The following is a 21,452-nucleotide window of genomic DNA, read 5'->3' on the forward strand; positions in this document are numbered from 1 at the left end:
AGGCGTTGTTAGACGTGTTGTCAAACGAAGAGAGGGATCGGGTTGAGTTCCGCGTACGGCGTCGGTTCCGCGAGGCGGCCGAGCGCGACGGGAACGTCGTAGAGGCGTCCCGGCGCGTATCTCGCCCAGAAGTGCCGCAGGCCCGGAACGACGACCTTGACCACGGGAAGGCCGATGTCGGGGCGGGTCTGGTCGAGTACGAGCAGATCCATGCCGTGCGAGGCGAGCAGGCCGGTGGCCGCCGAGAGGTCGTCCCGCAGGTCGCCGCGCGCGATGTAGTCCCAGGAGTGGGGCGCCCTGGGGACCGCGCCTGGCGCGGGGGTCAGGTAGGGCTGCGTGGCCGTCGTCTCGCGGCGCCACCAGGTGACGGCTTCCGGCTGGTCGACGCGGTAGCCCGAGCCGTCGGGACGCGCCCCCGAGACGGCGGGCAGGAGCTGGCCCATCTCCGTCAGGGCCCTGCGCAGCGCGATACGGGGATCGAGGTGGGCGCCGAAGCCGAAGATGATGTCCTCGGAGGGTTTGTCGGTGCGCCGCGAGAGGGCCACGACGACGGGGATGCCCAGGTCGGAGGTGAGGTCGAGCGCCCAGATCTCCCGGTGGAACCTGGCGTAGCCCTCGCGCAGTTGGTCGATGTACGGCTCGGCGAAGGAGTGCAGGTCGATGCCCGGCTGGCGCGTGCGGTTGTACCACCACAGGGCCACCGCGTCGCGCTCGACCAGCTCCAGGAAGCCCTGGAGCACGGCGTCCTCGAAGCTGCTGCCGGCCGCGTTGCCGTTGGAGTCCGCGATCGGGTCGCCCGCGGACACCGTGTCGGCGGGGAAGTACAGCATGCCGGTCGGCAGGAGCCGGTGCGTGCCCGTGGCCAGGGACCACACGGGGGTCCAGTCGACGGGTCGGTTCTCGTCGAAGCGTTCCGGTACGTGGGTGAAGGGCGAGCGGGCCGCGTTCCAGCGGGACCGGTCGCGGAACTGCCGGTCGTCGTACAGCTGGCAGGAGTTGGGGTGCAAGGCCACCTCGCCGAGGCCGCGGAAGGTGTCGCGCACCACCGCCTCGTCACCGCGCCGGGTGCCGCTGTAGCGCTCGATGGCCTCGCCGAGCGCGCTGACCTTCGCCTCCTCGGCGGTCAGGCCCTTGCCGCCGCTGAGCGAGCGGAGCCCGGCACGCAGCCCGGACAGGGTGCTGGCCTCCATGGCGAGGTTCTGGCCCGACACATACGCCTGGGCGAAGTCGGGGGCGCCGGGCGCCCGGCGGATCTCCTTCACCACGCCCGTGACCGGGCCGACCAGGTGCCCGTAGCGCTCCAGCATCCGCGCGGTGCCCATCGCGCGGTGCCCGCCGCCCGTGCCGTCCGCGGCCTTCGGGCGGCTCTGCGGCCGGGTGGGCCGCCAGCCGCGTTCGCTCATCAGCGCCGGGTCGCCGCACGATGCGCACTGCGGGAGGCGGGACACCGGGTGGGTCGCGGTCCGCAGCGTGAGGGTGTCGAGGGTGCGTACGGCGCTCTGCTCGGGACTGCGCAGACCGCTCGCCCACTTGACCGCCTCCAGGACCGCGGCCTGCACGGCGAGGGCGCGCCCGGTCGGCAGGTCGGCCGCCGGCCTGGCCACCGGGTGGTCGAGGCGCAGCGCGCGCTGCAGGGGCAGTTCGGTGGTGCGGTGGCCGCGCAGCCGGGTCGCGAGACAGGACCAGCAGGGCCCGTCGTCGGGCCGGAACACCGGTCCGAACCACGGCTCGGGGCCCCCGAGGCGTACGAGGAGCCAGGGGCGCCCCGTCGCCCGGTGCTCGGCGTCCACCTCGCGCAGGCCGGGGGAGAGATAGTCGTCGCACAGGACGAGGCTGAGGCAGGAATCCTCTGCCGCGTCCGTGATCCGCAGGCCCGAGGCCGCGCACGCCTCGCGCACCCGGGCCTCGTCGCCGGGACCGGGCGCCCCGGAAGGTCCGGGCGGCACCACGATCCGTACGGCCGCCCGCGCCGCCTCCTCGGTGGCGCGGGCACCGTCGAGGCCCGCGAGATCCCAGTAGGCCTCGGCGGCCCGGTCGGCCGGCGACCTGCCGGCCCGCTGCTGGAAGCGGAGCAGCCCGGCGTCCGCGAGGACCCGCAGGGCGTCGCCGACCTCCTCCGAGGACAGGGAAGCGGCGGCGGCGAGAGCGACGGCGGCGGGTGTGCGGGTCCCGTCGAGCAGGGGGGCCAGCGCCTCCGCCTGCGCCCCGCGCAGTGCCGTGATCCCGGAGTGCGACACCAGATAGGCCGCTTCCCCGGGGACGACCGCGCAGCGCAGGTGGCTCTTGAACTCGACGAACGCGGTCTGTTCCCCCGTGTGTTCCCCCGTCTGCGTCATGCGTGGGAGAGCTCGTTGACCGTGCTGGTGCCGGACATCAGGGTGCAGAAGGTGAACAGGGCCACCGCGTCGTCGGCGCCGGAGTCGAGGTGGTCCACGACGAGTGCGGGACGCGGGGAGGTGTGGCCGTCCGCGGCGGCGGGGAGCGTGAGTGCGCCGGCAATGATCTCGATCATCAGCACGTTCCTTTTCGGTCTGGGGAGGCGTTCTCCGTTGCCAGAATCCTCATACGGGGAAAGCGTCCGCAGAAAGTGAAGGGCTCACCACTGGGGGGTGAGACTTTCCCATGTGTCACCTTCAGATCTCACCCCGGTGTCGCCCCGGAACCCCGGCGGTAATCGGAAACCTTCATTCACCTTCGCTCCACCGAATGGCAGGGCGTCTTCTGGAGGATTTGATTCCGGCGTCGTGATTTCTTCACGGGTGTGACGTGGTCACATCCCGGGGCAGAGAAACCCACCCCGAACGCCGGTACGCACCCACTGTTTCCGGCCCCGGTCCGAATGGAATCTTCGGTGTCCATGAGGGTCACCGAGACGCCGTACCTGCCACAGGCGGCGCACACCGCCGCCGCCGGGCCGAACCTGTTCTGCCTGCCGTGTGCGGGCGGCGGCGCGTCCGCCTACGCACGGTGGCAGCGGGAGCTCGACGTGCGCGGCGCCGGCGTCCAGGTGCTGCCGGTGCAGCCGCCGGGCCGTGAGGAACGCGCCCACGAGACGCGGTTCACCGACCTGGACGCGCTGGTGGAGGAGCTGGACGAGCAGCTGGACGCCGCTTTCTCGCGGCCCCACCTGCTCTACGGGCACAGCATGGGCGCCTTCATCGCGCACGCGCTGACCCTGCGCAGACAGCGGCGGGGCGCCGTACTGCCGCGGGCGCTCGTCCTCAGCTCCCATCGCGCGCCCCACATACCGCCCAACCGGATCCTGGACCCGGCGGCGGACGACGAGGAACTGGCCACGCGGCTGGCGGAACTGGGCGGCATCCCGCCCGAGCTGGCCGCGCGGCGCAGATTCCGGCAGCGCTTCATGCCGCTGGTCCGGGACGATCTCCGGCTCTGCTCGGGGGTGGTGAAAGAGGACGGGATCGAACCGCTGCGGGTGCCTCTGCGCCTGTTCGTGGGGGAGCGGGACCGGCTGGTGCCGGTCCACAAAATGGCCGCTTGGTCGGAGCACGGAAACCGGGGGTCGAAGCTGCGCACGATGCCGGGCGGACACTTCTTCGTCCGCTCCCAGGAGAGCGCCTTGCTGGATGAACTCGCGGCGGTGCTGCGCGAGTTCGGTGCCGTACCGGCCGAGTAATGCCCTTCTCGAAAGGAACACGGAACGTGAAGATAGTGATCGCCCGGCGGGGGACTCCGGTCTGGCTGGAATCCGCATCGCTGGTCAGCAAGGTGTTCGGGACGAGTTTCGGGGCGCGGGTGTCCCCGGATCCGGATCAGTTCATCGCGTACGTAGGACGGAAGGACGGCGGCCCCGACGAGGTGGAGGCCTGCATCGGGATCTCCTTCCCGGAGAACGGGCCGATCTTCCTCGAGCGGTACCTGGACGGGCCGATCGAGGACGCGCTGTGCGAGGCGGCCGGCCAGCAGGTGCGGCGGCACCAGATCGTGCAGCTCGGCAGCGTCGCCTCGGTCGCGAACCTGGCGGGCGCGGAGATCTACCGCGCGCTCCCGCTGATCCAGGCCTGCCTGGGCCGGTCGTACGCCGCCATGACGATGACCAACCGGTCGGCGGCGCTCGCCAAGCGCCTCGGCCTCATCACCCACCGCCTGTGCGACGCCGACGGCACCCGCCTGGGCGCCGAGGAACTGGCGCGCTGGGGAACCTTCTACGACCAGCGGCCCGCGGTGCGCTGGGGCCGCCTCGCCGACCACTCCCAGCAGCTGGTCACGGGGGTCGAACGCTACGCACTCGACTCCGTCGACATCCGCCTGCTCTCCCCGAACCGAACGGAGCTGACCCGTGCTGCCTGACGTCATGTCGCCCACCACGTCCCTCACGGCCGGGCTCCTGAGGCGGGCCGGGAGCGACGCGGTCATGGTCGAGGTCCTCTCCACCACCGGAGGGCCCGGCATCCGCCACACCTACCGCGAACTCGTGGGCGCGGCGCGGGTGTTCGCCGCGGAGCTGCGCAGGCGCGGGGAAGCGCTCGGCCGTCCCGTACGGGTGGGGCTGCTCGCCGACAACTCCGCGCAGTGGGTGGTCGCCGACCTCGCCGCCCTGTTCGCGCGGGCCGTGGAGATCCCGGTCCCCATGGCCTTCACCGCCGAACAGGCCGCGTCGCTGCTCGCCGACGCCGACCTCTGCCTGGTCGACGCGCACGGCGAGCGGTGGCTGGAGCGCGCCGCCGCCAAGGGGACCCAGGCCCTGCCCGCGGACTGCGAGGTCGTCGGGATCGACGTCGCCGGGCTCGTCGAGGCCGCCGCCGACGCCCAACTCCCGCCGCTGGAGGTGGAGATCGCCGAGGCGGAAGCCGCCGGAGACACCGTCGTCAAGGTGGTGCACACCTCGGGCACGACCTCCGCGCCCAAGGGCGTACGGGTCAGGCTGCACGGCATGGAGGCGCTGCTCGCCTCCCTCGGCGGCCGGGTCGACGACGCGGTCTTCGGCCGCTACCTCTCCGTGGTGCCGCTGAGCCTGCTCATCGAACAGGTCGCCGGGCTCTACATGCCCTTCCTGAACGGCGGCAGCGTCACCTTCCTGCCGCCCGGCACCGCCCTCATCGGCACCGTGGCCGACGCGGGCCCGCGGATGCTGTCGCTGCTGCGCCAGGCCCAGCCCACCGCCATGGTCGTACCGCCCACCGTCGCGGGCCTGCTGCTCGCCCTGTGCGAACAGAACCCCACGGAGGACCTGGCCCAGCGCAGGCACCGGCTCTTCGGGCACACCGGGCCCGTCTTCATCGCCTGTGGCGGCGCGCCCGTCTCGCTCGACGTCCTGCAGCGCCTCGAGGCGTTCGGGATTCCCTTGTACGAGGGGTACGGGCTGAGCGAGAACAGCTCGGTCGTGGCCTGGAACTTCCCCGGGCAGTTCCGGTTCGGCACGGTGGGCAAGCCGCTCGACCACGTGCGGGCGCGGCTCGCGCAGGACGGCGAACTGCTCATCCAGAGCACGTCGTTGTTCGCCGGATACACCCAGGAGGACCCCTCCAGCGTGGTCGTCGACGACCAGGGGTGGCTGCACACCGGGGACCTGGCCACCATCGACGACGACGGCTACATCCGGATCACCGGCCGCAAGAAGAGCCTGGTCATCACGGCCGCGGGACGCAATCTGTCCCCCGAGTGGGTCGAGGCCCGCTACCGCGAACTCGGCTTCGTGCGCGAGGCGGCCGTCGTCGCGGACGGCCTCGACGAGGTGCTCGGCCTGTTCGTGATCGACGCCGGCACGGACCGCGTCGAGGCCCGCCGCCGGATCGAGGAGTTCGGCGCCGGGCGCCTCTCCGCCATCGAACGCGCCACCTCCGTACGCCTCATGGCCGAGGACGACCCGGAGTACACCACCTGCTTCACCGTGACCGGCCGCCCCCGCAGGGACGCCGTCCGTGACCTGCTGACCCGCACCGCACCCGAGGAGATCACCGCATGAGCACCGCCCTGAGGACCACTCCGTACGGCACCGGCGGCGGACTGCTCGTGACGCCCGCCGAGCCGTCAGCCGGGCCGGGCGCCCTGGCCGGCGTCGAGCCCAAGGAACTTCTCGACCTGCTCGCCGAGGCGGGCTTCCTCCTGCTGCGCGGCTTCGGCGCCGACATGGCCTCGTTCACGGACCTGGTGCAGCGCACCTCCACCTCCACCACCCTCGACCCGGCACGCGACTTCTACTCGGAGGTCGCGCAGAAGGTCGACGCGGGCCACGCCGAGGTCGGCCTGCACACCGAGAACGGCAACAGCCCCTTCCGCTCCCACCTGGCCTGGTTCTTCTGCGAGAAGGCGGCCGCGTCCGGCTCCCAGACCACGGTCTGCGACGGCTACCGGGTGTGGGACGAGCTCGCGGAGCCCGTACGCACCGCGTTCCTCGGCCAGGACATCGTCTACAGCAGGCATGTCGCCGAGCCCCAGTGGCGCGCCATGGCCCACCACCTCACGGGCAGGCCCGCCGAGGAGATCGCCGTCGAGGAGCTCGTCGGCCTCGCCGCCTCGATGCCCGGCACCGAGGTGACCCCCGAGGCGGACGGCGGGGTGCGCTACTCGTTCCGCACACCGGCGGCGGCCCCCACGCTGTTCGGCGAGCGGATCTCCTTCGCCAACAGCATCCTCGGCCCGTCCTTCAACTACGAGAAGCCGCGCATCACCTTCGCGGACGGCCAGGAGCTCTCCGCCGAGCTGCTCGCCGCCGTCAACGAGACCACCGGCGCCCTCACCGAGAACCTCGACTGGGCCGACGGGGACGTCGCCGTCATCGACAACACCCGGGTGATGCACGGCCGCAGGGCCATCACCGACCCCCGGCGCACCATCTACAACGCGCTGAGCTTCGTCGAGGCAACCGAGCCCGTGGCCGCCTGACCCGCGCCGCCCGCGCGGCGGCGCACCCGACCGGCGGAGGCCGGTACCCACCCCCCGGCGCCGGCCTCCGCCCCCGTACCACCGAACCTCGAAGGTGATCTCGCATGTTCTCTGCCCTGGGCTCCGCCCTCCACGCGAAGCGGAGGCTGACCCTGTACGTGGTCATCGGCCTCGCCGTGCTCTCAGCCCTCTTCGGCGGCACCCTGCAGAGCAAGGTGACCAACGGCCTCGCCGACTACGACGACCCGACCGGCTCGCACACCGTGGCCCGCGAGGTCATCAAGGAAGCCACCGGCATCGACGCCCAACAGGGATACGCGCTCCTCATCCGCACGGATGAGGCCATCGACCCCGGCGGGACACAGCCCGACGCGGTGACCGCGGGCATCGCGCTCCTCAAGGAGCGGCCCGAGGTGAAGCGGGTCCTCGACTACAAGTCGGCCGGTGACCCGGCCCTCATCTCGAAGGACGCGCGCTCCACCGTCCTGATCGGCGCGGTCAGGCCGATGAAGGACAAGGAGACCAAGGACGCCGAGAAGGCGATGCAGAAGGCGATCGACGCCGACCCGGCGCTGCGCGGCCACGCCCACCTCGGCGGGCCGACCATCGGCATGGTCCAGGTCGGCGAGGTCACCACCAAGGACCTGTCGATGGCCGAGGGCATCGCCCTGCCGGTCGTCCTCGTCCTGCTCTTCCTGGTCTTCCGCGGCCTGGTCGCGGCGCTGCTCCCGGTCATCGGCGCGGTCTTCACGCTGCTGCTCACCATGGCGGGCCTGCGCCTGGTCACCCTCTTCGACAACGTCTCCACCGGGGCGCTCAACCTGGCCTTCGCGCTCGCGCTCGGCCTCGCCGTCGACTTCGGGCTGCTGATCGTCTCCCGCTACCGTGACGAACTCGCGCGGCACGGAGCCGGGGCGCTCGCGCTGCGCCGCACCATGGAGACCGCGGGACGCACCGTGCTGTTCAGCGGTCTCACCGTGGCCGCCGCGCTCGCCGCGCTGCTCGTCTTCCCGCAGCCGTACCTCCAGTCCATGGGCATGGCGGGCGTGATCACCTCGCTGGCCGCCGTCCTGTTCGCGCTGCTCGCCCTGCCCGCCGTGCTCGCGCTGCTCGGCGACCGCGTCAACTCCTGGGCCCCGCGGCGCTGGCAGCGCGTCACGCAGGCCGGGGGGACCGAAGACGCGGGCGACCCGGCCGTCAGGCGCTGGCGGCGGATCGCGCAGCTGGTGATGCGCAGGCCCGTCATCGTCGCGGTCGCCGCCACCGCCGTCCTGCTCGCCCTCGCGTCGCCGGTGCTCGGCATCCGCTTCACCGGCGCCGACGCGTCGGCGCTGCCCACCGGCATCAGCGCCGGGAAGGTCTCGGCCGCCATGCAGGACGACTTCGCCGCGCCCGCCACCTCACCGCTGCGCGTCGTCGCCGACACCACCGACGGAGGCAAGCTGGCCGCGTACGCGAAGGACATCGCGCAGGTGCCCGGCGTCGAGGCGGTCGCGAAGCCGGTACGCCTGGACGCCACGCACTGGGAGATCGACGCCGTCCTCGAAGGACAGCCGCTCGGCACGGCCGCCAAGGACGCCGCCGACGAGGTCAGGTCGCTCGACGCGCCCACGCCCGTACGGTTCACCGGGCAGACCGCCGACTTCCTCTCGCAGAAGGACGGCATCCGTGACCGCCTTCCCCTGGCCATCGGCGTACTGGCCGTGGTGACCCTGCTGCTGCTCTTCGCCTTCACCGGCTCGGTCGTCCTGCCGTTCAAGGCGCTCCTGATGAACACCCTCTCCACCGGGGCCGCGCTCGGCTTCCTCGTCTGGGTCTTCCAGGACGGGAACCTCGGCTTCGACGCGGTGAACGGCATCGAGTCCACCACTCCGGTGCTGGTCTTCGCGCTGGCCTTCGGACTCTCCACCGACTACAACGTCTTCCTGCTCGGCCGGATCAAGGAGGCGCGGGCAGCCGGGCTCGACGACCGCGAGGCGGTGGCCGAGGGCCTGGCCCGCACCGGACGCATCGTGACGTCGGCCGCGCTGCTGTTCTGCGTGGCGGTGGGCGCCCTCGCCCTCTCGCGTCTGGTCTTCGTCAAGGAGCTGGGGCTCGGCACCGCCTTCGCGGTCATCCTCGACGCCACGGTGGTCCGCGCGCTCCTGGTGCCGGCCCTGATGACGCTGCTCGGCGGCGCCAACTGGTGGGCGCCGAAGCCGCTTCGGCGACTGCACTCCGCGCTGCGGCTCGACCGCATGGAGACCTCGCAGGAGACCACCGCGCGGACGGATGCGGGGGCCGCCGCGCAGAGCGGCCGCGAAGAGGTGGTGAGCAGGGCCTGAACCAAGGACTCACCGGCTGGGGTTGCGGGGAACCACACAAGGGAGAGCGGACATGTTTGCACCAGAGCGGGAGTACGAGGTCGTGATCCCGGCGGTGGCGGGGGGCGGCGGTGGGACGGCGGAAGCGGAAGCCGACCGCCTGATGGGTCACGGCTTCGGCGTGATCAGAGGCCGGGAGAGCGAACTCGCCCTCCTGGAACGGCTGTTGGCGCAGCCACAGGAACGGCTGATCACGCTGACCGGACCGGCCGGCGTGGGCAAGAGCCATATCGCCCACGCGGCGCTGATCGCACGGACCCGGGCGGGCGGCGCGCCCCTGCTCTGGACGGACCTCGCCGAATCGGCCGGGGCCACGGCGGTCTGGTCGAGTGTCGGCGTCGACACGGCCAGGGCGGCCGCCGCACGGATCGGCACGCGCCAGACGCTGCTCGTCCTCGACAACTGCGACCCGGTGGCCGCGCGGGTGGCCCTGGACATCTCCGCCCTGCTCAGGGCCTGCCCACGGCTGAAGATCCTGGTCACGAGCCGGGTCTCCCTCGACATCCGCGCCGAGCGCGTCCTGGTGACGGAGCCGCTGCCCACGGGCGTGGGCTCACCGGCCGAGGAGCTCTTCACCGATCACGTGAGCCCCCGCCACCGCGCCGGACTCGACGGCGCCCAGGCGCAGTCGGCGGTCACGGAGCTGTGCCGGGCCCTCGACGGCATCCCCCTTGCCATCGAGCTGGCGGCGGAGGCCGTCGGCACCGAGGGCCCCCAGGCCGTCCTGGACCGGCTGGGCAGGGGCGAGCCCATCGGCCGGCGCAGGCTCCGGGACACCTCGGCCCGGCACGACGGGATCAGCAGCGCCCTCGGCTGGGCCACCCAGTCGCTGAGCGCCGCCGACCGTGAACTCCTCGCCACCCTGGCGGTGTTCGAGGCGCCGCTCGGCCTCGCGGAGGTGCGCCGGGCGGCCGGTGCGGGCCAGGCGGACGCCGTGGCCGGCATCGAGTCCCTGGTCCACCAGAGCCTGCTGCTCAGCGGGCGCGGCCCGGACGGCGAGCCGGAGTTCCGGCTGCCCCGCATGGCGCGCGCCCACTACCACCAGACCCTGACGGCCGATCCGGACGCGCTGGCCCGCGCGCTCGACCAGCACGCGGCGCACTGCACGGCCTTCGCCGCTGTGCTCGCGGACGGGCTGCGCTCGGGGCGCGACATGGGCCAGCTCCTCGCCGCCGTCGAGGCCAGGCTGCCCGACCTGCGCAAGGCCACGGACCATCTGCGGGCGCGCGGCGACCACGCGGGGGTGCTGCGCATGCTGACCGCGCTGGAAGGTCCGCTGCTCGGCCACGGGCTCGACCTCGACGCGGCCGGCGCCATGGAGGACTCGGCCGCCGCGTGCGCCGACGGCGCGCTGGCCGCCGAGGCGCTGATGGCCGTGGCCCGCTGGGCGCTCGGCCGGGACGAGCGGCAGCGCGCGGAGGCGGCGCTCGACCGGGCGGCCGTCGCCGCCGCCGAACTCCCCGCGGTCCGGGCACGGGTGGCCGCACACACCGGCGAGCTGCTGCGCCGCAGGGGCGAGACGGCGGGCGCGGCCGCGCTGCTCGAATCCGCGCTGCGGGAACTCGACGCCGTGGGCGATGTGTACGGCGCGGCCCTGGCCCGCCGGTCCCAGTCGCTCCTGCGCGCCGGACACGGCGACCCGGACGCGGAACGCCCGGCGCTGCAAGCGCTGGCGGAACTGCCGTGCACACCGGTCGAGTTGCAGGAGGGAGCCGCTGAGTTCTGGCGGGACCCGTGGTCACCGGTCGTGGTCCGTGCCGCCCTGCTCAACGCCCTCGCCCGGGTGCGCCGACTGCTCGGCCGCTCCCCGGAGGCGTACGTCAACGTGCGTGAGTCGATCCGGCTCCTGATGGGCACCAGCGGTCCCGCGGAGGCGGCCGAGGCCCTGGAGACCATGGTGATCGTCGCCGTGGGGCCGGGGAACGAGGAGCACAAGGAGGCGCTCGCCCAGGTCCTCGCCCACGCCGAGGCCCTGCGCCGGCAGCACGCGCTGGTCTCCGAGGAGGGCGTCGCGCTGCGGGCCGTGGCCGACCGGCTGCACCAGGGCTTCGATCCGGCCGCGCTGCGCAGGCTGCGCCTCGAGGCCCGCCAGGTCTCGCCGCACAGCGCCCTGATCGCGGGCCTGTTCGCGCCCGCCCCCCAGCAGGAACGGCCCTCGCCGGCCGGGCCCGCCGCCCCGCACGGACTCACTCCACGGCAGCACGAGGTCGCGCTGCTCGTCGCCGAGGGAATGACCAACCGGCAGATCGGCAGGCAGCTCGGCATCTCGGAGTGGACGGTGACCAACCATCTGCGCGTGGTGATGCAGAAACTGGAGTGCGGCTCACGGGTGCACGTCGTACGCGCCATCCAGCAGGCCGGGTGATGAGCGGGTCCGGGCGCGCGGGCGTCCACATCTGGGCCGGTCAGGTGCCCGACACGGCGGCCGGCCAGGACGTGGCGCTCCTCGACGAGCGGGAGAGGCACCGCTTCGACGCCTTCGGGGACGCGGTGACGCGGGCCCGGTACGCGGGCGCCCGCGCGGCGATCCGGCGCACGGTCGCGCGCTGGCACGGAGTCGAGCCGGCCGCGGTGCGCTGGGGTGTCGCGCGCTGTCCGGGCTGCGGGAGCCGGGAGCACGGCCCGCCGTACGTCCGCCTGCCGCGCTCCGAGTGGCGTGCGAGTGTGTCGCGCTCCGGGGAGTGGTGGATGCTCGCCCTGTCGTACCGGGTGCCCGTCGGCGTCGACCTGGAACGCCGGAGCGCCCCCGAGGCCGAGGCGGTGGTCCGCCGCGCGCTCACGCCGGAGGAAAGGGCCCATGTCGAGGCCGCGGGGGAGGGCGCGCAGCGGGACGACGCCCTGATGCGCTGCTGGGTGCGGAAGGAGGCGGTGGTCAAGGCCTGGGGTGTCGGCCTCGGGACGGACCTCGCCGAAGTGGCGGTGCGGCCGTGGCAGGACTCGGCGGTCGTGCAGCGGACGGGCGGGGGCGGCGCGGAGCGCTGGGCGGTGCGTGAGGTGAGCGTGGGCGAGGCGTGCGTGGCGGCGCTGGCCCGCCCCGCCGACGTCACGGCCCCGGTGGTGGTGCACGGGAACGGCGGCGGGCGGACGGCCGCGAGGGCCTGACTGTGCGCACAGTCAGGCCCCCGGAAGTGTCCGCGTCGATCAGAGGACGCGCGCCCGCATCAGAAGACGATCGGACCCGGCGTCTGCTTCGAGACAGCCTTGCAGGTGTTGGTGCTGCCCAGGATGTTGAGGCTCAGCGAGGAGTCGGTGGAGCCCGCGGCCGGGATGTACGAGTCGAGGCTGTCGCCCGCGGACACCGCACCGGTCAGCGCGCCGATGGTCACCGGCTGCCCGGCGGCGGCCGCGTCGTTGGCGGTGCCGGTGAAGTCCACCGTGCCGCCCCCGGCGCGCTCGAGCCGCAGCGTGGCGGTGATCGAGTTCGCCGGGATGTCGACCGGGGCCAGACCGCCGCTGGTGGAGATCTTGACGGAGCCGACGCCGTCCGCGGCCGAGGCCTCGATCGTCAGGTCGGAGACGCCGTAGCTGCCGCAGTCGTACGAAGCCGTCACGGTCTGCGAGGCGGTGGGGGCCGCGACGGAGGGGGTGGCGAGGGCTATTCCGCCCGCGAACAGGGCGGCGGTGGCAACGGTGCTGGCCTTGAGAATGTGACGCACAGTCAATTTTCCTTCTGTTGGGGTTGTTCTGCCGTTACTGCAGGGGTGTCGGCAGACGGACGGCCGGCGGGCCGCCCGGGTCAGAGGGGGTGGCGCTCGGCCACCGGGATGCGCACGGTCGGCGGGTGCCAGTCGGCGATTCCGTCGAAGCCGCGCAGGAGCAGGCCGGGAACGGCTCTCGAGGCGGCCCTGAAGACCGCGTCGCGGGTGGCGACGGCGGCCCGCGAACGCAGCGACGTCAGCTTCAGGATGCGTTCGGCACGCCGCACCATCGCGGTCGTACGCGGTCTGCGGTCGTGGTCGTACGCGGCGAGCGCGGCGAGCGGACTCGGGCCCGGCACGGCGTGGTGGGCGAGCACGACGGCGTCCTCGATCGCCATGTTGGCGCCCTGCCCCAGGGTCGGCACCATGGCGTGCGCCGCGTCCCCGAGGAGCGCGGTGCGCCCCCGGTGGAACGAGCCGAGCGGCACGGCCATGTGATGCACGTCGTGGCGCAGGACGTCGTGCTCGTCGACCGAGCCGAGCAGGGTGGGCACGGGGTCGTGCCAGTGGCCGAAGAGCCTGCGCAGTTCGGCCATCTCGCCGTCGGGGGAGCGGCCGCCCGCCTCGGTCGCGGCGCAGGCGTAGATGAACACGCTGTCCGGGTCCCGGACCAGGCTGCCCCAGACGAGGCCGGCGCCCCACGACTCGTGCGGCACGAAGCCGGGTCCCGGCATCGGCGCGAGGATGCGCCACACCGTCCAGCCGCCGTAGGCGGAGCCGGGGTGGCCGGGGAAGAGGATGCCGCGCGTCTTGGAGTGCACGCCGTCGGCGGCGACGACGAGATCCGCCTCGTACACCCCCTGCGGGCTGCTGACGTGTGCCTTGCGGCCGGCCGATCCCGCGTCCGTGAGGTAGGCCGCCTCGCCGGTGCGCAGGACACCCTCGGGCAGCCGGTCGACGATCAGGTCGACCAGGTCGCTGCGGCGCAGGACCACCAGGGGGCCGCCGAACCGGGCGGTGACGGCCGAGCTGTGGGTGCGGGTCAGCGGGCGGCCCCGCGGATCGCACATCAGGCCGTCGCCCTGCCATGCCGCGAGGGCGGTGACCTCGTCACCGAGGTCGAGGGCGGCGAGCGCGCGCTGTGCGTTGGGGGCCAGGGTCAGGGCGGCCCCGATCGGGGCCAGGGTGGGGGCGCGTTCCAGGACGGTGATGTCCCAGCCGCGTCGGTGCAGGGCGAGGGCGGTGGTCAGGCCACCGATGCCGGCACCGATGACGACGGCTTTGGGGCGGGTCATGGACTCTCCTTGTACGTCAGGCGAGTTGCCGTGATCTGCGGGAGGACCGCGTGTTCCGTGGGATGGCCGCGTGCGCCGCGGGAGGACCGGGGGCGGCGTGCACCGCCCCCGGGCCCGTGGGTCACCCCCGCGCACCTCCCGCCCGCCAGTGCACGGCGGCGGCTCCCGCGAAGTCCCCGGCGTGGGCGAAGCCGGCCAGCATCAGCAGGCTGCCGTCCTCGACCCGGCCCTCGCGGATGCCGTGGTCGAGGGTGATGGGGACGGCCGCGCCGAAGAGGTTCCCGAACCTGTCGAAGGTGTCCAGATGGCGGTCGGGGCCGATGGAGAGCCGCTCCTGCCACTGCTTGAGGAACATCCGGTTGGGCTGGTTGGTGATCAGCAGGTCCAGGTCGTCGGTCTTGAGGTCGAGCGACGCGCAGACCCGGTTCACCACCTCGGGCACCAGACGGTTGCCGCGCTCGACGATGTCGGCGACCTTGTCGGGCGTGAACCCGACGTGCATCTGGCTGGCGCCCGCCTCCCAGTACTTGCGCCCGTCGTGCAGCGCGAGTCCGCAGTCCCGGGTGTACTCGCCGTGGTTGGCGACCTCGATGCCGAGGATCGGCGACTCGTCGGACGCCGCCACATAGGCGGCCCCACAGCCGTCACCGGGGATGACGGCCTCGGGGAGCCTGCGCACGTCGGGCTGCGTCATCACCGGGCCCGCGCTGTTCTGCACGTTGAAGAGCAGCGCGGACTTCGCCTGGCCCGAACCGATCAGCGCACGGGCCAGGCGCAGCAGATGGACGAAGGACGCACAGCCGCCGTTGTGGGCGTCGAGCACCCAGTCGGCCTTGACGCCGAGCCGGTGCGCGACCTCCGCCCCGGGACCGGTGAACGGCACCTCGGGGAGCAGCGAGTTGGTGATCACCACGTCGACGGCGCGCAGGGCGTCGTCCCCGATCCGGTCCCGCAGGACGAGACCGGCCTTCTCCATCATGTCCGCGGGCGTCTCGTCCCTGGACACCTGGTGCCGGGTGCGCGGCGCCTTGAACATCGTGTGCCCGGCCAGGTCGGCCGCGCCTTCCTGATGTTCGAGGAAGTACTCCGTGCCCACCGGTTCCCCGGGCAGGTAGGAGGCGAGCTCCAGCAGACTGACCGTCCTCATGCGCCGGTGCTGCCGTTGCCGCCGTTGCGCAGCTCCAGGATCTTCTTCATGTTGTCGATCTCTATCTGGTGACCGGCGTAGAAGAGGTTCCACATGTCGCCGACCCACGGGCGCTCGGGGCTCGACGCCAGCTCGGGGTGCGGGTTCTTGTCGTAGTACGGGTGACGGCAGTTGGTCCAGATGACCACGGAGCCGGGCTTGTTCAGGACGGTCTGCGCGTCGATGATCCGGTGGATGTAGACCATCCACAGCTCCTCGCCCTGGTCCCAGGCGCACTTCATGTCGACGGTGAGGGCGCGCGGGTCGCCGTCGATCCGCAGGAAGATCTTGGTCTCGTCGTCGAGGAGGGTGTCGCGGCCCTGGTAGAGGCCGGGGGTGTCGGTGGGCGCGAAGTCACGGGTGCTGTAGGTGTACTCGTTCAGGTTGCGCTCGTTGGTGAGGTAGTCGTAGACGGCCTGCGGCGGCGCGTCGATGTACTGGTGGACGGTGACGAACTTCCCGTACACCTCGTCGTACGTGAACGACTCCTTGGTCAGCTGCGCGGCCTGCGCGAGGGCCTCCTCGCGGGGCGTGGTCTCCCAGCGGAGCAGCCCGGGGACGTCCTTGAGGTCGGCGGGGATCGGCTCCGGCGCGACGTAGTCGGCGGTGGTGGTGTCCGTGCTCGTGACGGTGGTCATCCTGGTACGACTCCTTGGTTGCTGGGCCGGCTCTTTCCGACGGCCATGGCGTGCTGCTGGAAGGGACGGAACGGGGGCATCTCGGTGGGGTCGGTCTCGACGCAGATCAGTGCGGGCGAGCCGGTGGTCTCGGCGCGGGCGAGCGCGGCGCGCAGCTCGTCCGCGGTCGTGGCGGTCACCGCGTCCAGGCCGGGGAACATCGCGGCGGCGCCTTCGCCGATCCGGGCCGGGCGGAAGAGGTTGTAGGTGTAGTCGCCGGAGTAGAAGAGCTGCTCACGGGTGTGGCACATGCCGTGTGAGTTGTTGTTGAAGATCACGAAGGTGACGGGAAGCCGGTGCTCGACCGCGGTGTGCACCTCCATGCCGTGCATGAAGAACGCCCCGTCACCGGCGAACACACAGGTACGCCTGCCGGTCGCGAACGCGGCGCCGATGCCGGCCCCGAAGCTGTGGCCCATGCCGCCCATGCCCATGGCGACGATGAAGCGCCCGTCGACGGGCACCCCGACGTGATGGATCACGGTGGCCCCGGTGTTGCCGGCGTCGCTCACCACGGTGGCTCCCGCGGGCAGCGCGTCGCCGACGACCATCGCGGCGGCACGCATGTCCAGGGGGCCCGCGTGCGGGACGACCGCGGGAGGCGGCGGCACCGCTCCGGCCGCGGCGAGCGGGGCCTGTTGCCCGGCTACTGCCGAAGCTCCTGCCCTCGCAGCCGTCAACTCCTGTGCCAGTACGGTCATTTCGTCGCCCAGCGGCCCGGTGAGGCGCACCAGATCCTCGTGCGGCTCCAGGAACGGCGGCCGTGGGTCGACGCAGACCACCGGCGAACCCTTGAGGTGGTCGTGGAGTCCGGCGCCCGCCATCTGCGGAAGCCGGGTCCCGGCGAGCACCACGGCGGACGCCTGCTCCAGGGCCTCCTGCACGTCCGCGGTGCCGATCACCCCGGCGATGCCCAGGTGACGCGGATCGCGGTCGTCGAAGACGTCCTTGGCGTCCGGGGCCACGGCGACCCGTGCCCCGAGCGCCTCGACGAGCCGTGCGAGCTGGGGCCGTGCGTCCGCCCTGGCCACCGCCTCGCCCGCGATCACCACCACGCCCTGGCGCTCCCCGGCCGAGCGCAACAGGGCCACGGCCCGCTCGCGTTCGGCCGACGTGGAGAGCTCACGGACGGCGACCTCGGGTGGGCCGGGAGCGTCCCAGGCGGGCAGCACGGCCTGCTGCACGTTCTTGGGCAGCAGGAGCACGGCCGGCCCCGGCGCCGCCGGGTCCAGTGCCGCCGCGAGGGCACGCGGCAGCGACTCGATGATGGACTCCGGGTCCTCGACGCGTACGCAGTGCACGGCGATCTCGCCGAACAGCCGCTCCGCGTCGATCGATCCGGCGAGCCCGCTGGTCTCCTGGAAGGAACCGTGCCCGTCCAGTGAGGTGGGTGGCTGCCCGATCAGGACGAGGGCGGGCACGAAGGAGGCCCTGAGCTCGGCGATCCCGGGGACCAGGTTCATGGCCCCGGCGCCCGAGGTGGCGGCTATCACCGGCAGACGCTGGGAGGCGCGGTGATATCCGTCCGCCATGGTCGCGGCCGAGAACTCGTGCTTGGCGACCACGCCGATCGGGCCGGAGCCCGAACCGGATTCCGCGCTCGATTCCGCGTGCTGAATCGCATCGTAGAGGTCTTCGATATTGGCGCCACCGACTCCGAATACATGCCCGACGTCCTGCCGGCGAAGAAAGTCGACGATGAAGTCGACCACACGGAATTGGTTTCTCATGGACCGTCCCTCTTTCCAGGCGGTGGTCCAGCTATTGCAGGCCGTGTGGTCCGTCGCGGGCAAGTGGCACATCCCTGTCAGCCGGGCCCGCCCACGGCATGGCAGGGATCTGCCATACCGCTCTGTCATGTCCGGGGGCGGCGGCCGTAGTTAGGTTCTGGTCAATCGCTCACCGCACATCGCACCGACCGGAAGGAACAACCATCGTGATCACCGTTGAAACCGTCTGCGCCCTCATAGCCAAGAAGCTCGGCAACAAGGCGTCCGGCCTCACGCTCGACGCCGACACGGCCTTCGACTCGGTGGGCCTTTCGAGCCTGCAGATCGCCGACATCGTCTACACCGTCGAGGACGACGCGGAGATCGAGCTCGACCCGAGCCAGGCGGCCAACGTGAAGACCGTCGGCGACCTGGTCAAGCTGGTCGAGTCCACCCAGACCGCGACCGCCGCATGAGCACCGTCGCCTACCAGGGCGCCACGGCCGAGGCGATCAGGCACCACTACGACGTCTCCAACGACTTCTACGGCCTGTGGCTGGACGGTTCGCTCACCTACACCTGTGCCCTGTGGGACGAGTCGGGCGCGGAACTCGAGGGCGTACAGGACGACTTGGAGGCGGCGCAGGCCCGCAAGCTGGACTACCTCATCGAGGGGGCCAGGGCGGCCGGCGCCGGCCGGGTCCTCGACGTGGGCTGCGGCTGGGGAAGCCTCCTCAAGCGCCTCACCGGGATCTACGGCGTCCAGCACGCGACGGGCCTGACCCTCAGCGACAGCCAGGCCGAACTGGTCAGGGCCTCCGGGATCGCGCGCACCGAGATCCGGGTGGAGAACTGGCTGGACCACGAGCCGACGGAGGGCTACGACGCGATCATCTCGATCGGCGCGTTCGAGCACTTCGCCAAGACGGGTCTGTCCAGGACCGAACGGATCGCGGCCTACCGCGAGTTCTTCGAGCGCTGCTACGCATGGCTGCCCTCGCGCGGCCGCATAGCCCTGCAGACCAACATCAAGGGCAACAACACCGTGATGGACAAGGCCACCGTGCGTGAGCTCATGTTCATCATCGAGACCATTTTCCCGGAATCGGAGATCCCGGCGCTCTCCGAGGTCGTCGAATCCAGCGAAAAGCTCTTCGACGTGGTGTCCCTGCGCAATGACCCGGACCACTACAGCCGCACCTGCGCGGAATGGCTGCGACGGCTCCAGGAGAACCGGGAAGCGGCCGTACGCATCTCGGGCGAGGACAACGTCGTCAATTACGAGAACTATCTCGGCGCGAGCGTCCGGCACTTCAGGAACCGCCACCTGGGCCTCGCGAGGATCATTCTCGAAAAGGGGCGTTGAGTGTGAGCAGCCGAAAGAACGTCGTCTACTGGCACGAGACGGAGTCCGTCACGCCCGAACCCCCGCTGCGGGACGACGTCGACTGTGACGTCGCCATCGTCGGCGGCGGCTACACCGGCCTCTGGGCCGCGCACTTCCTCAAGGAGGCCGAGCCGGCGCTCGACATCCGCGTCGTCGAGGCCAAGCACTCGGGCTACGGGGCGTCGGGCCGCGCGGACGGCTTCGTCACCCCGACCATCGGCAAGGACATCCAGGCCCTGGTCGAGGAGTTCGGCACCCGCCGCGCCCTGGAGGCCTCGCAGGCCGTCGGGCGTTCCATCCTGGAGATCGGCCGCTTCACGCGCCGCAACAAGATCGACGCGGAGTACGAGGCCAACGACTACCTGATGGTCGCCACCGACCAGGCGCAGCTGCGCCGCCTGCGCGCGGACCGCGAGCTCGCCACCACCATCGCGGGCCGCGAGCAGCCCGAGCTCCTCTCCGGCTCCCAGGCACGGGAGCTGATCGGCTCTCCCGCCATCCTGGGCGCCATGCGCACCGGCGGCGCCCTGGTCAACCCGTTCCGCCTGGCCCGCGGCGTGGCCCGGGTCGTCAAGGAGCGCGGGGTGACCGTCTACGAGAACACCCCGGTCCTGCGCGTGGACCGCGGGGTGCGGCCCACGGTCGTCACCCCCGGCGGCCGGATCACCGCCGACAAGGTGATCATCGCGGCCAACGCGCACCAGTTCACCTTCGAGGCGTTCCGCAACAAGACCGTGCCGATCTGGAGCTACGCGATGGTGAGCGAACCGCTCACCGAGGAGCAGCTCGGCCGTATCGCCTGGGAGGGCCGCGAGGGCCTCGTCGAGGCGAAGACCTTCCTGACCTGCGCCCGCTTCACCGCCGACAACCGCCTCATGTGGGCGGGCGGTCCGGCCCTGTACTTCTACGGCCGCGACATGCGCCGGCGCCGCATGAACGAGACGCGGGCCTACCGCGAACTGCACAAGGAGTTCGGCCGGTTCTTCCCCATGTGGCGGGACCTCAAGTTCACCTACACGTACGGCGGCACCGTCGACGTCACCCGTGACTACGCCCCGCACTTCGGGTCACTGCCCGGCGGCAACGTCTTCTACGGATATGGCTTCAACGGCAACGGCATCGCCGCCACGCACACCGGCGGCAAGGTCCTGCGCGACCTCGTGCTCGGCAAGGACTCCGAGTACGCGCGGCTCCTGTACGTGGACGACAAGCACCGCAAGCAGCGCGACTTCCCGCCCGAGCCGTTCCTCTACGTCGGGGCCCGCGCCACCACACGCCTCATGGAGTGGAAGGAGTCCCGGGCATGAGCGAGCGCACCGTACTGCTCACCGGCGCGTCCGGCGTCGTGGGCCGCGCCATCCTGCAGGAGGCGCCGGGCCGCCCGGTCCGGCTCATCTCCATGGCCAGGCCCGGCGGTGTGGCCCTGCCCGCGGGGACCGAGCACGTGCTCGACGCCGACCTGGCCGAGCCGCGCTTCGGTCTCGACGAGGACAGCTACCGCGCCCTCGTGCAGGACGTGGACACCGTCATCCACTCGGCGGGACTCACCGAGTGGGGGCTGCCCGACGAGCGCTACAAGCCGGTGAACGTGGACGGCACCCGCCGGGTCATCGAGTTCGCCGAACTCTCCGGCGCCACCGTCCACTTCATGAGCACCGCCTTCGTGGCCGCGCTCTCGGCGAGCGCCCCGTACAAGCTCAGCGACACGAACGTCACCACCAACTACGTGCGCTCCAAGCTGCGTTCGGAGCAGCTCCTGCGGGACAGCGGCCTGCCGCACACCGTGTTCCGGCCGACCAACCTGATCGGCGACTCACGGACCGGCTGGACCTCGCGCGGCCAGATCGTGCAGCTGATGTCCGACTGGATCTGCCGCGGCCGGGCGCCCTTCATCCCCGTGCACGAGGGCAACCGCATCGACATCGTGCCCCAGGACCTGCTCGCCAAGGCGGTGCTCGCGGCCGTCGAACTGGGCGACACCAGCGGCGAGTTCTGGGTGACGTACGGCGAAGAGGCGATGGACATGGAGGCCGCGATCGACGTGTGCGCCAAGCACGCGGCGGGCCTCGGCCGCACCCTCACCCCGCCCCCGGTCACCGACCCCGACGCCCTGGACCCCGAGGAACTGCGCAGGCTGCCTCCGCTGGCCCGCTCCTACCTCTCCGTCCTGCGGGACGTCAGCGAGGTGACCCGCTGCGGCGGCGGAGTCCTGCCCACGTCGATGCCCGAACTGCGCGAGCGCTACCAGGTCCCCTTCGTCCACGACACGGACGCCTATCAGCGGACGCTCGAATACGCCTCCGCCCACCTCAGCTAGCCAGCCGGCAGCACCAGCCAGAGAGGACGCAACC

At 72.0% G+C, this 21,452-nt stretch carries 18 protein-coding genes; 11 read left to right on the plus strand and 7 right to left on the minus strand.

Annotated features, from left to right (window positions below; translation table 11 throughout):
- Positions 1 to 20: 20 nt before the first annotated feature.
- Together AB0M70_RS14500 and AB0M70_RS14505 are read right to left on the minus strand one after the other, a co-directional pair.
- A complete protein-coding gene (locus tag AB0M70_RS14500) occupies positions 21 to 2,336 on the minus strand; it encodes a TOMM precursor leader peptide-binding protein (protein WP_365820035.1) in 2,316 nt (771 codons plus the stop codon).
- Complete coding sequence (locus AB0M70_RS14505; protein ID WP_365820037.1) at positions 2,333 to 2,512, minus strand: hypothetical protein; 180 nt, start codon at positions 2,510 to 2,512, stop codon at positions 2,333 to 2,335. The genes AB0M70_RS14500 and AB0M70_RS14505 overlap by 4 nt, the downstream gene beginning before the upstream one ends.
- Positions 2,513 to 2,857: 345 nt before the next feature.
- On the opposite strand from AB0M70_RS14505, the gene AB0M70_RS14510 reads away from it, so the two are divergent.
- The 7 genes from AB0M70_RS14510 (at position 2,858) to AB0M70_RS14540 (ending at position 12,311) form a co-directional block, all read left to right on the plus strand.
- Complete coding sequence (locus AB0M70_RS14510; protein ID WP_365820039.1) at positions 2,858 to 3,637, plus strand: alpha/beta fold hydrolase; 780 nt, start codon at positions 2,858 to 2,860, stop codon at positions 3,635 to 3,637.
- Positions 3,638 to 3,663: 26 nt separating this feature from the next.
- Positions 3,664 to 4,311: a thermostable hemolysin gene (locus AB0M70_RS14515; RefSeq protein WP_365820041.1), complete on the plus strand. Its 648-nt coding sequence runs from the start codon at positions 3,664 to 3,666 to the stop codon at positions 4,309 to 4,311.
- Positions 4,301 to 5,926: an AMP-binding protein gene (locus AB0M70_RS14520; RefSeq protein WP_365820043.1), complete on the plus strand. Its 1,626-nt coding sequence runs from the start codon at positions 4,301 to 4,303 to the stop codon at positions 5,924 to 5,926. Before AB0M70_RS14515 ends, AB0M70_RS14520 begins: the two co-directional genes overlap by 11 nt.
- Positions 5,923 to 6,846, plus strand: a complete 924-nt coding sequence (locus AB0M70_RS14525) for a TauD/TfdA family dioxygenase (protein ID WP_365820045.1) — start codon at positions 5,923 to 5,925, stop codon at positions 6,844 to 6,846. The genes AB0M70_RS14520 and AB0M70_RS14525 overlap by 4 nt, the downstream gene beginning before the upstream one ends.
- 104 nt (positions 6,847 to 6,950) lie before the next feature.
- Positions 6,951 to 9,170: an MMPL family transporter gene (locus tag AB0M70_RS14530; RefSeq protein WP_365820047.1), complete on the plus strand. Its 2,220-nt coding sequence runs from the start codon at positions 6,951 to 6,953 to the stop codon at positions 9,168 to 9,170.
- 52 nt (positions 9,171 to 9,222) lie between these two features.
- Positions 9,223 to 11,574, plus strand: coding sequence for a LuxR C-terminal-related transcriptional regulator (locus AB0M70_RS14535; RefSeq protein ID WP_365820049.1), 2,352 nt, complete (start codon positions 9,223 to 9,225; stop codon positions 11,572 to 11,574).
- Positions 11,574 to 12,311 (plus strand): 4'-phosphopantetheinyl transferase superfamily protein, encoded by a 738-nt coding sequence (locus AB0M70_RS14540; protein WP_365820051.1) that lies wholly within the window; start codon positions 11,574 to 11,576, stop codon positions 12,309 to 12,311. Before AB0M70_RS14535 ends, AB0M70_RS14540 begins: the two co-directional genes overlap by 1 nt.
- A gap of 59 nt (positions 12,312 to 12,370) precedes the next feature.
- Here the strand turns inward: AB0M70_RS14540 and AB0M70_RS14545 are convergent, their stop codons facing one another.
- The 5 genes from AB0M70_RS14545 to AB0M70_RS14565 form a co-directional block, all read right to left on the minus strand.
- Entirely contained in the window at positions 12,371 to 12,865 is a 495-nt protein-coding gene (locus AB0M70_RS14545; RefSeq protein WP_365820053.1) for a hypothetical protein, read from the minus strand.
- Positions 12,866 to 12,945: 80 nt separating this feature from the next.
- A complete protein-coding gene (locus tag AB0M70_RS14550; RefSeq protein ID WP_365820055.1) occupies positions 12,946 to 14,142 on the minus strand; it encodes an FAD-dependent oxidoreductase in 1,197 nt (398 codons plus the stop codon).
- Positions 14,143 to 14,263: 121 nt separating this feature from the next.
- On the minus strand, positions 14,264 to 15,289 hold the full coding sequence (locus tag AB0M70_RS14555) for a 3-oxoacyl-[acyl-carrier-protein] synthase III C-terminal domain-containing protein (protein WP_365820057.1): 1,026 nt from the start codon (positions 15,287 to 15,289) through the stop codon (positions 14,264 to 14,266).
- Positions 15,286 to 15,966 carry an SRPBCC family protein gene (locus tag AB0M70_RS14560; RefSeq protein ID WP_365820059.1) on the minus strand — a complete coding sequence of 227 codons (681 nt, stop codon included), beginning with the start codon at positions 15,964 to 15,966 and terminating at the stop codon, positions 15,286 to 15,288. Before AB0M70_RS14560 ends, AB0M70_RS14555 begins: the two co-directional genes overlap by 4 nt.
- The gene (locus AB0M70_RS14565; RefSeq protein WP_365820061.1) at positions 15,963 to 17,735 is read right to left on the minus strand and encodes a thiamine pyrophosphate-binding protein; all 1,773 of its coding nucleotides are present in this window, start codon (positions 17,733 to 17,735) and stop codon (positions 15,963 to 15,965) included. Before AB0M70_RS14565 ends, AB0M70_RS14560 begins: the two co-directional genes overlap by 4 nt.
- 206 nt (positions 17,736 to 17,941) lie before the next feature.
- On the opposite strand from AB0M70_RS14565, the gene AB0M70_RS14570 reads away from it, so the two are divergent.
- The 4 genes from AB0M70_RS14570 to AB0M70_RS14585 are packed head-to-tail and all read left to right on the plus strand — an operon-like array spanning position 17,942 to position 21,418.
- Positions 17,942 to 18,190, plus strand: a complete 249-nt coding sequence (locus AB0M70_RS14570; RefSeq protein WP_365820063.1) for an acyl carrier protein — start codon at positions 17,942 to 17,944, stop codon at positions 18,188 to 18,190.
- Entirely contained in the window at positions 18,187 to 19,080 is an 894-nt protein-coding gene (locus AB0M70_RS14575; protein ID WP_365820066.1) for a cyclopropane-fatty-acyl-phospholipid synthase family protein, read from the plus strand. Before AB0M70_RS14570 ends, AB0M70_RS14575 begins: the two co-directional genes overlap by 4 nt.
- Positions 19,081 to 19,082: 2 nt before the next feature.
- A complete protein-coding gene (locus tag AB0M70_RS14580) occupies positions 19,083 to 20,408 on the plus strand; it encodes an FAD-binding oxidoreductase (RefSeq protein ID WP_365820068.1) in 1,326 nt (441 codons plus the stop codon).
- Positions 20,405 to 21,418 carry an SDR family oxidoreductase gene (locus AB0M70_RS14585; RefSeq protein WP_365820070.1) on the plus strand — a complete coding sequence of 338 codons (1,014 nt, stop codon included), beginning with the start codon at positions 20,405 to 20,407 and terminating at the stop codon, positions 21,416 to 21,418. The genes AB0M70_RS14580 and AB0M70_RS14585 overlap by 4 nt, the downstream gene beginning before the upstream one ends.
- The last annotated feature ends 34 nt before the right edge of the window (positions 21,419 to 21,452 follow it).

The sequence above is a fragment of the Streptomyces sp. NPDC051214 genome (assembly GCF_040682375.1).
Classification (GTDB): domain Bacteria; phylum Actinomycetota; class Actinomycetes; order Streptomycetales; family Streptomycetaceae; genus Streptomyces.

What these genes read in the sequence shown, in the direction of transcription:
- AB0M70_RS14500 (WP_365820035.1), bottom strand. Translation starts at nt 2,336, where the DNA reads ATGACGCAGACGGGGGAACACACGGGGGAACAGACCGCGTTCGTCGAG.
- AB0M70_RS14505 (WP_365820037.1), bottom strand. Translation starts at nt 2,512, where the DNA reads ATGATCGAGATCATTGCCGGCGCACTCACGCTCCCCGCCGCCGCGGAC.
- AB0M70_RS14510 (WP_365820039.1), top strand. Translation starts at nt 2,858, where the DNA reads ATGAGGGTCACCGAGACGCCGTACCTGCCACAGGCGGCGCACACCGCC.
- AB0M70_RS14525 (WP_365820045.1), top strand. Translation starts at nt 5,923, where the DNA reads ATGAGCACCGCCCTGAGGACCACTCCGTACGGCACCGGCGGCGGACTG.
- AB0M70_RS14530 (WP_365820047.1), top strand. Translation starts at nt 6,951, where the DNA reads ATGTTCTCTGCCCTGGGCTCCGCCCTCCACGCGAAGCGGAGGCTGACC.
- AB0M70_RS14535 (WP_365820049.1), top strand. Translation starts at nt 9,223, where the DNA reads ATGTTTGCACCAGAGCGGGAGTACGAGGTCGTGATCCCGGCGGTGGCG.
- AB0M70_RS14540 (WP_365820051.1), top strand. Translation starts at nt 11,574, where the DNA reads ATGAGCGGGTCCGGGCGCGCGGGCGTCCACATCTGGGCCGGTCAGGTG.
- AB0M70_RS14550 (WP_365820055.1), bottom strand. Translation starts at nt 14,142, where the DNA reads ATGACCCGCCCCAAAGCCGTCGTCATCGGTGCCGGCATCGGTGGCCTG.
- AB0M70_RS14555 (WP_365820057.1), bottom strand. Translation starts at nt 15,289, where the DNA reads ATGAGGACGGTCAGTCTGCTGGAGCTCGCCTCCTACCTGCCCGGGGAA.
- AB0M70_RS14560 (WP_365820059.1), bottom strand. Translation starts at nt 15,966, where the DNA reads ATGACCACCGTCACGAGCACGGACACCACCACCGCCGACTACGTCGCG.
- AB0M70_RS14565 (WP_365820061.1), bottom strand. Translation starts at nt 17,735, where the DNA reads ATGAGAAACCAATTCCGTGTGGTCGACTTCATCGTCGACTTTCTTCGC.
- AB0M70_RS14575 (WP_365820066.1), top strand. Translation starts at nt 18,187, where the DNA reads ATGAGCACCGTCGCCTACCAGGGCGCCACGGCCGAGGCGATCAGGCAC.
- AB0M70_RS14585 (WP_365820070.1), top strand. Translation starts at nt 20,405, where the DNA reads ATGAGCGAGCGCACCGTACTGCTCACCGGCGCGTCCGGCGTCGTGGGC.